Origin of the sequence: Streptomyces bullii, assembly GCF_042657145.1 — a bacterium.
Taxonomy (GTDB): Bacteria; Actinomycetota; Actinomycetes; order Streptomycetales; family Streptomycetaceae; genus Streptomyces; species Streptomyces bullii.
Map to the genome: position 1 here is coordinate 415,877 of NZ_JBHSNY010000006.1, position 12,399 is coordinate 428,275.

The 12,399-nt window shown below is 71.6% G+C and carries 13 protein-coding genes; 9 read left to right on the forward strand and 4 right to left on the reverse strand.

What is annotated here, in order from left to right:
• Positions 1-200: 200 nt before the first annotated feature.
• The 8 genes from ACFPZJ_RS19580 to ACFPZJ_RS19615 all read left to right on the forward strand — a co-directional run bounded on the left by ACFPZJ_RS19580 (position 201) and on the right by ACFPZJ_RS19615 (position 6,509).
• Positions 201-992, forward strand: coding sequence for an HAD family hydrolase (locus ACFPZJ_RS19580; RefSeq protein WP_381023020.1), 792 nt, complete (start codon positions 201-203; stop codon positions 990-992).
• Complete coding sequence (locus tag ACFPZJ_RS19585; RefSeq protein ID WP_381023022.1) at positions 989-2,335, forward strand: class I adenylate-forming enzyme family protein; 1,347 nt, start codon at positions 989-991, stop codon at positions 2,333-2,335. The genes ACFPZJ_RS19580 and ACFPZJ_RS19585 overlap by 4 nt, the downstream gene beginning before the upstream one ends.
• Positions 2,332-3,093, forward strand: coding sequence for an SDR family NAD(P)-dependent oxidoreductase (locus ACFPZJ_RS19590; protein ID WP_381023025.1), 762 nt, complete (start codon positions 2,332-2,334; stop codon positions 3,091-3,093). Before ACFPZJ_RS19585 ends, ACFPZJ_RS19590 begins: the two co-directional genes overlap by 4 nt.
• Complete coding sequence (locus ACFPZJ_RS19595) at positions 3,087-3,374, forward strand: phosphopantetheine-binding protein (RefSeq protein ID WP_381023028.1); 288 nt, start codon at positions 3,087-3,089, stop codon at positions 3,372-3,374. The genes ACFPZJ_RS19590 and ACFPZJ_RS19595 overlap by 7 nt, the downstream gene beginning before the upstream one ends.
• 2 nt (positions 3,375-3,376) lie before the next feature.
• Positions 3,377-4,411 carry an AvrD family protein gene (locus ACFPZJ_RS19600; protein WP_381023031.1) on the forward strand — a complete coding sequence of 345 codons (1,035 nt, stop codon included), beginning with the start codon at positions 3,377-3,379 and terminating at the stop codon, positions 4,409-4,411.
• 163 nt (positions 4,412-4,574) lie between these two features.
• Entirely contained in the window at positions 4,575-4,982 is a 408-nt protein-coding gene (locus tag ACFPZJ_RS19605; protein ID WP_381023034.1) for an acyl carrier protein, read from the forward strand.
• Complete coding sequence (locus ACFPZJ_RS19610; RefSeq protein WP_381023037.1) at positions 4,979-5,746, forward strand: 4'-phosphopantetheinyl transferase family protein; 768 nt, start codon at positions 4,979-4,981, stop codon at positions 5,744-5,746. The genes ACFPZJ_RS19605 and ACFPZJ_RS19610 overlap by 4 nt, the downstream gene beginning before the upstream one ends.
• Position 5,747: 1 nt before the next feature.
• Positions 5,748-6,509, forward strand: coding sequence for a thioesterase II family protein (locus ACFPZJ_RS19615; protein ID WP_381023039.1), 762 nt, complete (start codon positions 5,748-5,750; stop codon positions 6,507-6,509).
• Positions 6,510-6,668: 159 nt separating this feature from the next.
• Here ACFPZJ_RS19615 and ACFPZJ_RS19620 read toward each other — a convergent pair whose 3' ends face one another.
• Positions 6,669-7,775 carry a Gfo/Idh/MocA family protein gene (locus tag ACFPZJ_RS19620; protein WP_381023465.1) on the reverse strand — a complete coding sequence of 369 codons (1,107 nt, stop codon included), beginning with the start codon at positions 7,773-7,775 and terminating at the stop codon, positions 6,669-6,671.
• Positions 7,776-8,009: 234 nt separating this feature from the next.
• A complete protein-coding gene (locus ACFPZJ_RS19625; protein WP_381023042.1) occupies positions 8,010-8,513 on the reverse strand; it encodes a flavin reductase family protein in 504 nt (167 codons plus the stop codon).
• A gap of 418 nt (positions 8,514-8,931) precedes the next feature.
• Between ACFPZJ_RS19625 and ACFPZJ_RS19630 the strand changes: the two genes are divergently transcribed.
• Positions 8,932-9,606, forward strand: coding sequence for a hypothetical protein (locus ACFPZJ_RS19630; protein WP_381023045.1), 675 nt, complete (start codon positions 8,932-8,934; stop codon positions 9,604-9,606).
• A gap of 39 nt (positions 9,607-9,645) precedes the next feature.
• Here ACFPZJ_RS19630 and ACFPZJ_RS19635 read toward each other — a convergent pair whose 3' ends face one another.
• Complete coding sequence (locus ACFPZJ_RS19635) at positions 9,646-11,172, reverse strand: NCS1 family nucleobase:cation symporter-1 (RefSeq protein WP_381023048.1); 1,527 nt, start codon at positions 11,170-11,172, stop codon at positions 9,646-9,648.
• Between the two features lie 198 nt (positions 11,173-11,370).
• Complete coding sequence (locus tag ACFPZJ_RS19640) at positions 11,371-12,393, reverse strand: TIGR03842 family LLM class F420-dependent oxidoreductase (RefSeq protein WP_381023050.1); 1,023 nt, start codon at positions 12,391-12,393, stop codon at positions 11,371-11,373.
• Positions 12,394-12,399: the final 6 nt, after the last annotated feature.

The following is a 12,399-nucleotide window of genomic DNA, read 5'->3' on the forward strand; positions in this document are numbered from 1 at the left end:
GCACCCGAATCCGCCCGGACCTGTTGGTGGGGGCAGCAGCATTCTTGGTGATGGCGTCGGCGAAGCCGGTGACATTGAAGTCTGGGGCGCCGCGAAAGCCACTGCGATGATTTTTCGCACGAGCCGGAACTTCGCCGCGCACCGGATTCTCCCGGCGCCGCCTCCCTCCCCCAGCCTCGTCCTCAGGAGCGTCACGGACCATGAACCGCACGCGAGTCGCCTTCTTCGACGTGGACGGCACCCTGACCACCGCCCCGAGCATGTTCCGTCTCCTGGCCTACTACCTGGCCGCCATGGGCCATCCACCCCGCGCCTACCAGGAACGGATGCGCGAGCTCAAGGCGATGGCCGCGCTCGGCTGCTCCCGGGAGGCCACCAACCGCGCCTATTTCACCCACCTCGCGGGCGTCGACGCCGGCGTCCTGACGCGCGTCGCGCAGGAGTGGTACGCGGCCGAACTGGCCACCGGCGGCTTCTACCACGAGCCCGCCGTGGCCGAGCTGCGCCGCCACCGGGAGCGCGGCGACCACGTCGTCCTCGTCTCCGGCTCCTTCCCCGCACCCCTCCGCCCCATCGCCGCGGACCTGGGCGTGGACGAGGTCTGGTGCACCGAGCCGGAGATCGTGCGGGGACGTCACACCGGCGAGCTCGCGGGTCCGCCGATGATCGGCCGGGCCAAGGCCGACGCCGTCATGAACGTCCTCCTGCGGCTCGGCGCCACCCGCGCCGACTGCGTCGCGTACGGAGACCACATCTCCGACCTGCCGCTGCTGGAGGCCGCCGGATCCGCGGTGGTCGTCGGGGGCGACCGCCGGCTGCGCACCTCGGCGCGCATCCACGGGTGGCCGCTGCTGCCCGGCACCCCGCCCGCTCCCGAGCCGCCGCTGCCGCCGTCGCGGACCGGCGCGGGGGTCTCCTCCCCCACCCCCTTTTGCCACCCCGCCCATCCCTTTCACCCATCCGCCCGTTACGAGATGCCGGAGAGCGCATGACTGCGTGGTTCTTTGAACGGATGCACAGCTTCGGTGACGCCGACGCGATCGTCTTCGACGGCAGAAGTCACAGCTACGCGCGGCTGCTGGAGCTGACAGAAGAGTGGAGGACGTTCCTCGACGAGCACGCCGTACGCGCCGGGGAAGTCGTCGCGCTGGAGGGCGCCAGCAGTGTCGAGGCGTGCGCCGGCCTGCTCGCCCTGGTCGACCGCGGCGCCATAGTCGTCCCCCTGACACCGCTGCCCAGCGCCAAGCGGGACGAGTTCCACGAGATCGCGGAGATCGAAGTGGCCATCACCCTCGGTTCCGGCGACGGCGACCGTGCCGTCCGGCGCACCGGCCGCGTCGCCGGTCACGAACTGTACGGGCGGCTGCGCGCGGCGGGCACGCCCGGGCTGGTGCTGTTCAGCTCGGGCACCACCGGCCGCAGCAAGGCCACCGTCCTCGACTTCGCCAAGGTGCTGGGCAAGTACGGCGAGGCCCGCAAACCCCGGCGGACCCTCGGCTTCCTCAGCCTCGACCACATCGGCGGCATCAACACGGTGCTGCACACGCTCAGTCAGGGCGGTGCGCTCGTCACCATCGCCGAACGCACCCCGGACACCGTGTGCGAGGCGATCGCCGCCCACCGCATCGAGGTCCTGCCCACCACCCCCACGTTCCTCAACATGCTGCTCATCTCGGGCGCCCACACCCGCCACGACCTGAGCACCCTGCGCCTGATCACCTACGGCACCGAGCCCATGCCGCTCGGCGTGCTGCGGCGGCTGCACGCGGCGCTGCCCGACGTCCGTCTGAAGCAGACGTACGGGCTGTCCGAACTGGGCATCCTGTCCACCCGGTCACGCGACGACGACAGCCTCTGGGTCAAGCTCGGCGGGGAGGGCTTCGACTACCGGATCAGGGACGGCATCCTCTGGATCCGCTCCGACATGGCCATGCTCGGCTACCTCAACGCCCCCGCGCCCTTCGACGACGAGGGGTACTTCAACACCCAGGACATGGTGGAGACCGACGGCGAGTACGTCCGCATCCTCGGCCGCAAGTCCGAGATCATCAACGTGGCCGGGGAGAAGGTCTATCCCAGCGAGGTCGAGAACGTCCTGCTGGAGATGGACCTGATCGCGGACGCCACGGTCTCCGGCCGCCACAGCCACATCACCGGCCAGGTCGTCCAGGCCACCGTGAAGCTGACCCGGCCCGCCGACCCGCGTGAGGTGGCCCGGCGCGTGCGCGCGTACTGCAGCGAGCGCCTCCAGGCCTACAAGGTGCCGCTGCTGGTCGAGGTCTCCGACGACGACCAGCACTCCGAACGCTTCAAGAAGATCAGGAGCGCGGCGTGAACGCGGCCCACGACCCGTCCGGCGGGCCGGGCGGCGGTGACGTCGCCGTCGTCAGCGGCGGCAGCCGGGGACTGGGCCGGGTCCTGGTCGAGCGGCTGCTCGCCGACGGCTGGCGGGTGGCCACCTTCAGCAGGAAGCCGAACGAGTTCACCGAGGCGACGGCCGAGAAGTACCAGGACGCCTTCCACTGGGCGGCCGTCGACCTCACCGACTCGGCGGCGGTGCGGCGCTTCGGCCGCGACAGCGCCCAGCGCTTCGGCCGGATCGACCTGCTGGTCAACAACGCGGGCGTACTGCGCCAGGAACTGTTCCTGACCACCCCGGCCGGCCGTATGGACCACCTGGTCGACGCCAACCTGCTCGCCCCCGCGCACCTGGCCCAGGTGTGCGCCCGGGTCATGATGCGCGCCGGCGGCGGCAGCATCGTCAACATCTCGTCGATCAACGCCATACGGGGCTACCGGGGCGTCGCCGTGTACGCCGCCGCGAAGGCCGGCCTGGAGGGCCTCGGCCGCAGCCTGGCCCGGGAGTTCGGCCCCCTGGGCATCCGGGTCAACACCGTCACCCCGGGCTTCTTCGACAGCGAGATGACGGCGGACGTCACCCCGCACAACCGCGAGAAGATCCAGCGCCGTACTCCGCTGGGCCGCCTGGGGACCGCGGAGGAGATCGCCGACGCGGTCCTCTTCCTGGCCTCGCCCCGGGCGCGATTCATCACCGGACAGACACTCGTCATCGATGGAGGCATCACATGCTGAACGGCACGCAGGCGCAGGACACCGACGTGCGCGAGATCATCAAGCGCGAGATCGACAGCGTCCTGCTCAACGACGAGCCCGACGCGGGCTACGCGCTCGACGATCCGCTGCTGACCGCGGGCCTCAACTCGCTGCTGCTCGCCCAGCTGCTGCTGCAGCTGGAGACCGCACTCGGCGTCGACCCGTTCGGCGAGGAGCGGTCCATCACCGACGTCCGCACCGTCCGCGAGCTCATCGACGTCTACGAGGCGGCGATACGGGCCCGGTCGGCGGGGGTGTGACCGTGGGCACCCGCCAGGAACTGCTGCTCCGGTCGATCGACGACTACCTCGGCCCGAGCGAGACCCGCTTCTTCTCCCGCGGCTACCAGCGCGCCGAGTACCGGGTCGCCGACGTCGTCGTCACCCCGGCCGAGGCCCCCGACGCCGGGGTGCGGGCCACGGTCGACGTCGGCTACCCCGCCGACTGGTCGCGCAAGAAGGACGGCACCGACCTGCGGCCCCACCTGAGCACCGTCGACGCCCTGGTGCTCGGTGCCCAGCTCGCCGAGCTGCACCTCGCCCACGGCTACGGGCTCGACGGGCCGGCCCGTACCCGGATGCGGCTGCGCAAGGTCGTCCTGCGGGCCGGCGGCGCGCCCCAGGAGGACCTGACGGGCATCCCGCTCGCGGCCCGCCTGGTGCGGACCGAGGAACTCCCCGGCCGGCCCGCCCGTTTCCTGTCCGTGCACGACTGCACGGTCGGCAGCCTGCGCGTGCGCTGCGAGACCGAGCACGACATCGTCACCCGCGCGCTCGAGGAAGCGCGCCACGAGAATCTGGACAAGGCCCTCGGCCCGAGCGAACAGCGCTTCTGGGGCGGCGGGTTCAAGGACCGGCGGCACTTCATCCGTGACGTACGGGTCGATCTGGAGGCGCACGCGGCACGGGCGGACGTGCACTTCGCTCCGGAGCTGCGGGGCGGCCGCGAGGGCATCGAAGGCACCGGCCAGCCGTCGGTGTCCCTCATCGACGCCTTCGTGGTCAACCTCCAGCTCGTCCAGGTCCTCATGTACGAACTGGACTCGATGAACCGGGCCGAGAGCAACACCCTGTGGATGATGCAGACGGTGCTGGAGGCCGCGCCCGCCGTGACACCGCTGCCCGACCGGCCCGACGCGCCGATCACCGCGCGGGCCTCCCTCACCGGCAAGCGCCTGCTGCCGCTGCGCGGCGGCATCTGGCGCAGCGTCGAGATCCAGGGGGAACTGGCCGGCATCGCGCTGCGCTGCGGATTCGCCCACGAGCTGCCCGAGCGGGTGGCCGCCGCCGCGAGCTGACGACCGGCCCGTGTCCCACGGCGCCCTCACGGTGCGCCGCGGCGTCCCGGGCACGGCGGCCTCAGGGGCTCACGCCCGCTGTGGCGGCCCACCGGTGCCCGGTACGCACGCGGCGCGCCGCGTCCCGACCCCCGTTCGACCACCTTGGACCTAAGGCTCCGACATGACCGTGGATCAGGCCCTGCTCGACTGGTTCCGTACCGGCCCCGACGCGCGGGCCGCCGTCGATGACGACCTCCCCGCCGACCTCTCCTTCGACATCGCTCCGCCCTCCCGCGCCGCTCTCGCGGCGGCGGACCCCGGTGAGCGGGAGCGCCTGCTGGGCGACTACCTCTGCCAGGAGGTCGGGCGCGTCCTGCGCTGCCCGGCCGACGCCGTCGACCGGGACCAGACGATGACCGACCTGGGCGTCGGCTCCATGACGGGGCTCGAACTGCACCGCCGGATCCGGGCGGCCCTGGGCGTCGCACCCGAACTCACCACCATCCTGCGCGCCGAGAACACCCAGGTGCTCACCCGGCACCTCATGGGACTGCTCGGCACGCCCGAGGCAGGAGCCGACCCAGCGTGACACTGCCGCTCCCACCCGACCGAGGCGCCGACCTGTGGCTGCTGCGCCAGCCCCGGCTCGGCACGTGCACCGGCGAGCTGGACCTGTCCGAGCTGGACGAGGCCGAGCGGAGCCGGGCCGGCACCTGCCGGCGCGAAGCCGGCCGCCTGCTGTACACGTCCGCGCACATCGCCCTGCGCCGGCTGCTCGGCGCCTACCTGGACACCGAGCCGCGCCGGCTCCGGTTCGGGCGGGCGCCCTGCCCGTGCTGCGACGCGGCGCACGGCCGGCCCGTCCTGCTGTCGCCCGCGTCCGCGCTGCACTTCTCGCTCTCCCACAGCAACGGGATGGCTCTGATCGGGGTGTCGACCGTGCCGATCGGCGTGGACGTCGAGAAGGTTCCCACCGGTGAGACCGCGCGCGTGTGCGTGCCCGCGCTGCATCCCGACGAGCGGGCGGAGCTGGGGTCCGGACCCGACGGCGTGGACACCGTCGCGTTCGGGCAGTTGTGGACGCGCAAGGAGGCGTATCTCAAGGGCATCGGCACCGGTCTCGGCCGTGACCTGTCCGCCGACTACCTCGGCGCCGACAGCGCCCGGCACCCCGACGGCTGGACCGTCTTCGACGTGCCCTGCGGCCCCGGCCACACCGCGGCCGCCGCCCTGGGCGACGCGAGCCGGGCCGATCTGCTGAGGGTGCACTGGATCCCCATGGACTGCCTCTACAAGGAGGACCCCGTGCCGCTGACCAAGCACGACACGTTCCTCGGCGGACTGGCGGCCTGAGATGCCGGTGTACGACCTCACGCCAAAGCCCCGTGGTGAGCCCTGCCTGACGCTGGTGCTGCTGCACCACGCGGGCGGCTCCTCGCGGGGCTACGCGCCCTTCGTGCCCCATGTGCCGCGCGAGTGGCGGGTGCTCGGCGCGGACCTGCCGGGCCGGCTGCTGGACCGCGGCGGCCGGCGGTGCCACACCGTACGGCAGGCCGTCGCCCATCTGCGCCAGGTGCTGCGGCCCGAACTCGCCGGCCGGTACGCGGTGTTCGGGCACAGCATGGGGGCCCTGCTCGCCTTCGAACTGGCGCGCGAGCTGGAGGCCGAGGGCCGGGGCCCGTGCTGGCTGGGCGTCTCCGGCAGCCCCGCGCCCCGGGCCTGCGGTGCCGCGCGCCGGGCGGGCCGGCTCGGCGACTGGCCGGCGCACCGCGTTCTGGAGTACGTGCACAGCCTGGGCGGCACTCCGGCCGGCACCGGCGGCCACCGGGCGCTCGCCCAGCTGGTCGCACACACCGTGCGCCAGGACTTCCTGCTCGTCGACGGCTACGAGTACGTCGACGGCCCGCCGTTGCGCAGCGCGCTGTCGGTGTTCGGCGGCGCCGACGATCCTCTCGCGCCCGCGCATCTGCTGGACCAGTGGTCGGCGCACGCGCGGCACCCCCTCGCTCCGCACATCTGGCCCGGTGGGCACTTCTACCTCTTCGACCACGCCGAGGAGGTCTGCGCCCGCCTGGTGGCCGGCTGCCGGGCGCAGCTCACCGCCGGCGGCGTGTGACGACCCGTCCGGACCGGGGCCGTCGCGCCGGCGGCGGGAACCGGTGGTGCTCCACACCGAGCGACGGGTGCCGGTCCGGCGGAACGAGCCGGACCGGCACCCGTCGCTGGGCTTCTTCGTCATCCGTCGGCCGCCGCCCGGTGACCGAACCGGGCCTCGCTACTGGCGGACACCGGTCTGGGCGGCCCGGGTGATGCGGTCCAGGAGCCGGTGGTGCTCCACCGCGTGCGCGAAGTCGGGGACGGTCCTCGTGCCCTCTTCGATGTCGGCCCGCAGCCGCGCGTACGCGTGCGCGACCGCCGACACCGGCTCGCTCACGCCCGGCACGGTGCTGTACCGGTCGGGGACGGGCAGCACGGACAGCTCGGTGTCGGTGCCCCGGGCGCCCCGGATCTCGTACTGCCCGAACTGCAGGTGCCCGGTGCCACCGGTGACCACCAGGTCGCCCTCGGTGCCGTTGATCTCCCACAGGAGGTTCGTGGAGCGGCTGGAGCCGCCCCGGTAGTGCAGGGAGGCGACGGCGCCGCTCTCCAGCTCGCCGGAGACCGCGATCTGGTCCTCGGCCGTCTGGATCAGGGTCTCGCCGGTCTCCGGGACGCGCACCTCGCGCCGGCGGGTCGCCGTGGTGGCGCTGACGGTGGCGAAGCCCGACAGGCACATGGTGAGGGCGTCGAGCGTGTGCCCGAACGGGATCGTCATGAGCGTGGCCCCGTTGGCGCGGTCGGTGGTGTAGGCGGTCCTTGAGGCCACCACCGGTCCCCAGCCGCCGCCGGAGCCGACCAGCGTCGTGGACAGCACCTCGCCGACGTACCCCTCGGCGATCAGGTCGCGCAGATACCGAACGGCCGGGGCGGAACGGGACTGCAGGCCGACGGCGGTACGGACGCCGCGCCGCTCGGCCAGCGAGGCGAGCTCCTCGGCCTCGGCGGGTCCGGTGGCCAGCGGCCACTCGCTCAGCACCATCGTGCCGGCCTCCAGCGCCGGCACGATGAGTTCACGGTGGCGGGGCACCTTCACGGCGACGACGACCAGGTCGATGTCGTCGTGGGCGGCGAGTTCGGCGGCGTCGGTGAACGCCAGCGGCACGTGGTACTTCTCGGCGGACCGCTTCGCGGCCTCCGGCGTGGAGGCCGTCAGACCGCGCAGCTCGAACCCCTCGACGGCCCGCAGGGCCGGCAGGTGCCCGCGCGCTCCCCAGCCGCCGTCGGCGCTGAGTCCGACGATGCCGACCCCGAGGGGCTTGAGGGAACCGGTGCTCTGTGTCATGGAAGGCGTACCTACTTCATGTCGGTCGTACGGGAACTGAGGGAAGTCCAGGAGATCGAGGAAGACGAAGAAGACGAAGAAGACGAAGAAGACGAAGAAGACGAAGAAGACGAGGAAGACGAGGAAGAGCGGAGAAGCCGAAGGGTGCGGAAGGGCGCCGAAGGGTGCCGAGCGGAACCGAGGGGTGCCGTCCGGGCCCGAGGCCCGGCGGCACACGGGAGCCGCGGGGCCGGGTCAAGCGGCCAGCCGCTCGTAGGACCCGCGGTAGAAGACCAGCGGCGCCCCGTCCTCCCGGCTGCTGAGCCGGTGGACACGGGAGATGATCACTTCGTGGTCCCCGGCCGGATACTCGGCCTCCACCGAGCACTCCAGCCAGCCGATGGCGCCTTCCAGCACGGGGGTTCCGGCCGGCGTGGTGGTCCAGCGGACACCGTGGAACTTGTCGTCGCCGCTGGTGGCCAGTCGTGTGCTGACCTCTCGCTGGCTCTCGCCGAGGATGTTGACGCAGAACCGCCCGGCGGTGCGGACCTGGGGCCAACTGGTGCTCGTCCGCGCGATGCAGAACAGGACGAGTGCCGGGTCCAGGGAGACCGAGGTGAAGGAATTCACCGCGAGACCGACCGGTGCCGAATCGCTGTTCCGCAGCGCGGTCACCGCCACGACTCCGGTGGTGAACCGGCCCAGGGTGGCGCGGAATTCCTCGCGGGTGACGGGGGTGGAGGAAACTGTCGGATGCATGGCCGAGGCAGGAATACCCGTGGCGGGCGTAACTGGCGATGGCATGCTTCCAGCATTGGGCCGTCATTCGGCTAAGGCCAGTGCGTACTCAACATATTGGCGACGCCAACACCGATTCGGCCGGCTCTCTTCCCGGGTGAACGGAACGGACGGATGAACGGAACGGACGGATGAACGGAACGGACGGATGCCCGCGCGCCCCGCTGACCCGTCACGACCCATCAAATCCCCCAGAGAGGGCGATAGATGGCGATTCACTCCGAAACCGGGAATCCCCCGGTGAGGCACCGTCACCGCCCATGCACGCCCATGCACGGAGCGAGTTCGCACTTCCGCCCCACAGAGACTCATGTGACACTGTCGTCCCGTCCGCAGTGCGGACTCCTCCGCACCGTCCGTCCCCCACGAGAAGTGCGCCGTGCGTGATCTTCCCCTGCCGCTCGCTCTGACCGCGCGTCTGTCCCCGGTCGCCGTGCTCGCCGCGGCGGGCTGGGCGCTGTCGTCCGGACCGCTCGCCGCGCCGCAGGCCGCCGAGCACACACCGACCGAGACCGCGACGACCGGGACACAGTCCGCGTCCGCGCCGTCCACGGAGGCGGTGTCGAAGACGTACACCAAGGCTCCCGCCCCGTGCGACAGCCTGGCCCAGAAGACGATCAAGTCCCTGGTCCCGGGCGCCAAGACGGCCGGGAAGGAGATACCGTCGACGGACTCCGAGCTGCGCCGCACCTGCTCTTGGAACGCGCTCGAGGGATACGAGTACCGCTGGCTCGACGTGTCGTACGAGATCCTGGAGTCGGACGAGGCGGCGCAGAAGTCCTACAAGGCGCGCACCGAGGAGAAGAGCGGCGGAGGGGCGGTCCCCGGTCTCGGCGACTCGGCGTACTCCGTCGTCAACCTCACCACCGAGGACAAGCAGGAGACGCGCGAGGGCCTGGTGCTTGCGCGCGCGTCCAACGCGCTGGTGATCGTCACCTACAACGGCAGCGACTTCGAGACGAAGAAGGCGCCCAGCACGGACGAGATCAACAAGGGCGCCATCAAGGCCGCCAAGGAGGCGGTGGCGGCGCTGGAGGACGGCCGGAAGGGCTGATCCCTTCCGGCCGTCCTCCCGCACGCGCAGCCCGACGGGTCACACGGCGGCCCGGTCCCGGCCCCGCGCGAGCATGAGCACCAGGTACAGCACCATCGACGTACCCAGGCCCACCGCCCAGCCGTAGTCGGCCAGGTCCGCGAGCGCCGGGATGGGACGGCCGTCGATCAGCGGCTTGAAACTGGCACCGCCGACGGCGAGGACACCGCCCGCCACGAAGGCGACGACGGCCCGCCAGTTCCAGCCGCCCGCGTACCAGTAGCGGCCGCCCGCGCGGTACAGGTCGACGAGGTCGAGCCGGGTGCGGCGCAGGATCCAGTAGTCGGCGATGAGGATGCCGGCGACCGTGCCGAGCAGTCCGCCGACCAGGCCGAGCCAGGTGAAGATGTAGCCCTGGGGGTCCGAGTACAGCTTCCAGGGGAAGATCAGCACGCCGAGCACACAGGTGGCGAGCGCGCCCGCCCGGAAACTGATCCGGCGCGGCGCGATGTTGGAGAAGTCGAAGGCCGGGGAGACCAGGTTGGCCGCGACGTTGACGGAGAGCGTCGCCACCAGCACGGTGACCAGCGCGAAGAGCAGCCCGACGGTGTTGTCCGTCTTCGCGGCGAGCTGCACCGGGTCCCAGATCGCCTCGCCGTACACGGCCTGCGAGCCGGAGGTGACCATCACGGACAGGAACGCGAACAGCGTCATGGTCGTCGGCAGGCCCAGCGCCTGGCCCCACGTCTGCGCCTTCTGGCTCTTTCCGTACCGTGTGAAGTCCGGGATGTTCAGCGACAGCGTCGACCAGAAACCGATCATGCCCATGAGAGCCGGGGCGAACAGCGTCCAGAAGTCCGCGCCCCAGCCGAGCTTGGAGGGCTGGTCGAAGAGCGGACCGAAGCCGCCGGCCTTGTCGCTCATCCACCACAGCATCACGAAGGCGCCGACGAGCACGAAGGGCGCCGCCCAGTTCTCGAAGCGGCGCAGCGTCTCCATGCCCCGGTAGATGATCGCGACCTGGAGTGCCCAGAAGAGGGCGAAGGACAGCCACATGGTCCAGGCGTAACCGCCGACCTCGGCCGCGTCGGTCCAGCTCTCCCCGACGAGCTTGCCGGCGAGGAAGTAGATGGCCTCACCGCCGATCCAGGTCTGGATGCCGAACCAGCCGCACGCCACCAGCGCCCGGACGACGGCCGGGAGGTTGGCGCCCCGGATGCCGAACGACGCGCGGGCGAAGACCGGGAAGGGGATGCCGTAACGGGGCCCGGCGTGGCCGGTGAGCAGCATCGGCACCAGCACGATCACATTGGCCAGGGCGATGGTGAACACCGCCTGTTTCCAGTCCATGCCGACGGCGATCAGACCGGAGGCCAGGGTCCAGGAGGCCGTGTTGTGGGCCATGCCGACCCACAGCGCGGAGAAGTTGTACGTGGTCCAGGTGCGCCGGGCGACGGGGACCGGCAGCAGGTCCTCGTTGGCGTAGGGACCGGTCGGCGCGGGGGCGCCCGGGGCGATCTCCACCCGGCCGTCGGAGAGGGTGACTTGGGTGGTGGGTGGTATGGCCGTGGGAGCGGTGTCGGTCATGGGCAGGCCAATCAGGGGAGGTGGGACGGGAAAGGCCGTGCGGGCGGCGCCGAGGGGGGTGCGCTGTGGGGAGCGTCCCAGGGCCCCCTTCCCGGGCCGACGGGAAGGGGGAGTTCGTAGGGGCGGGTAGCGAAGGAGCGGGGATTCGGAGGAGAGGGAGTTCGGAGGGGCGGGAGTTCGGAGGGGAGAGGGCGGGATTCAGCCGTTGACGGCGGGGATCACCCGGGACCCGTACGCGTCGATCACGGCCTCCTGCGCGTCGTGCATGTCGTAGACCGCGAACTGGTCGACGCCCAGCGCGCGCAGCGCCTTCAGCTTCTCGATGTGCTGCTCGACCGGCCCGATCAGGCAGAACCGGTCGACGATCTCGTCGGGCACGAACTGCGTGTCCGGGTTGCCGCTGCGCCCGTGGTGGGCGTAGTCGTAGCCCTGCCGTGCCTTGATGTAGTCGGTGAGCTCGTCGGGCACCTGGGAGGAGTGCTCGCCATACTTGGCGACCAGGTCGGCGACGTGGTTGCCGACCATCCCGCCGAACCACCGGCACTGCTCCCGCGCGTGGGCGAGCGCCTCGGGCGAGTCGTCCTCGGTGACGTAGGCCGGGGCGGCCACGCAGACGGTCACCTCGCCGGGGTCCCGGCCGGCCGCGACGGCCGCGTCCTTCACGGCCTTGACCATGTACTCGGTCAGGTACGGGTCGGCGAGCTGGAGGATGAACCCGTCGGCCTCCTCGCCGGTCATCTTCAGCGCCTTGGGACCGTACGCGGCCATCCACACGGGGAGTCGGGCGCCGGGCTTGATCCAGGGGAACCTGACGACCGTGCCGCCGCCGAGGTCGGCCTCCTGGCCGCTGCCCAGCGCCCGGATGACCTTCATGGCCTCGCTGATACGGGCGAGGGTGTTGGGTTTGCGGCCGGCCACGCGCATCGCCGAGTCGCCGCGGCCGATGCCGCAGACCGTGCGGTTGCCGAACATGTCGTTGAGGGTGGCGAAGGTGGAGGCGGTGACCTCCCAGGTGCGGGTGCCCGGGTTGGTGACCATCGGGCCGACCGTCAGCTTCGTGGTGTTCGCCAGGATCTGGCTGTAGATCACGAACGGCTCCTGCCACAGCACGGCGGAGTCGAAGGTCCAGCCGTGGGTGAAGCCGTTGCGCTCGGCGCGCTTCATGAGGCTGACGACCCGCGAGGCCGGCGGGTCGGTCTGCAGGACGAGTCCGAAGTCCATCGGGGC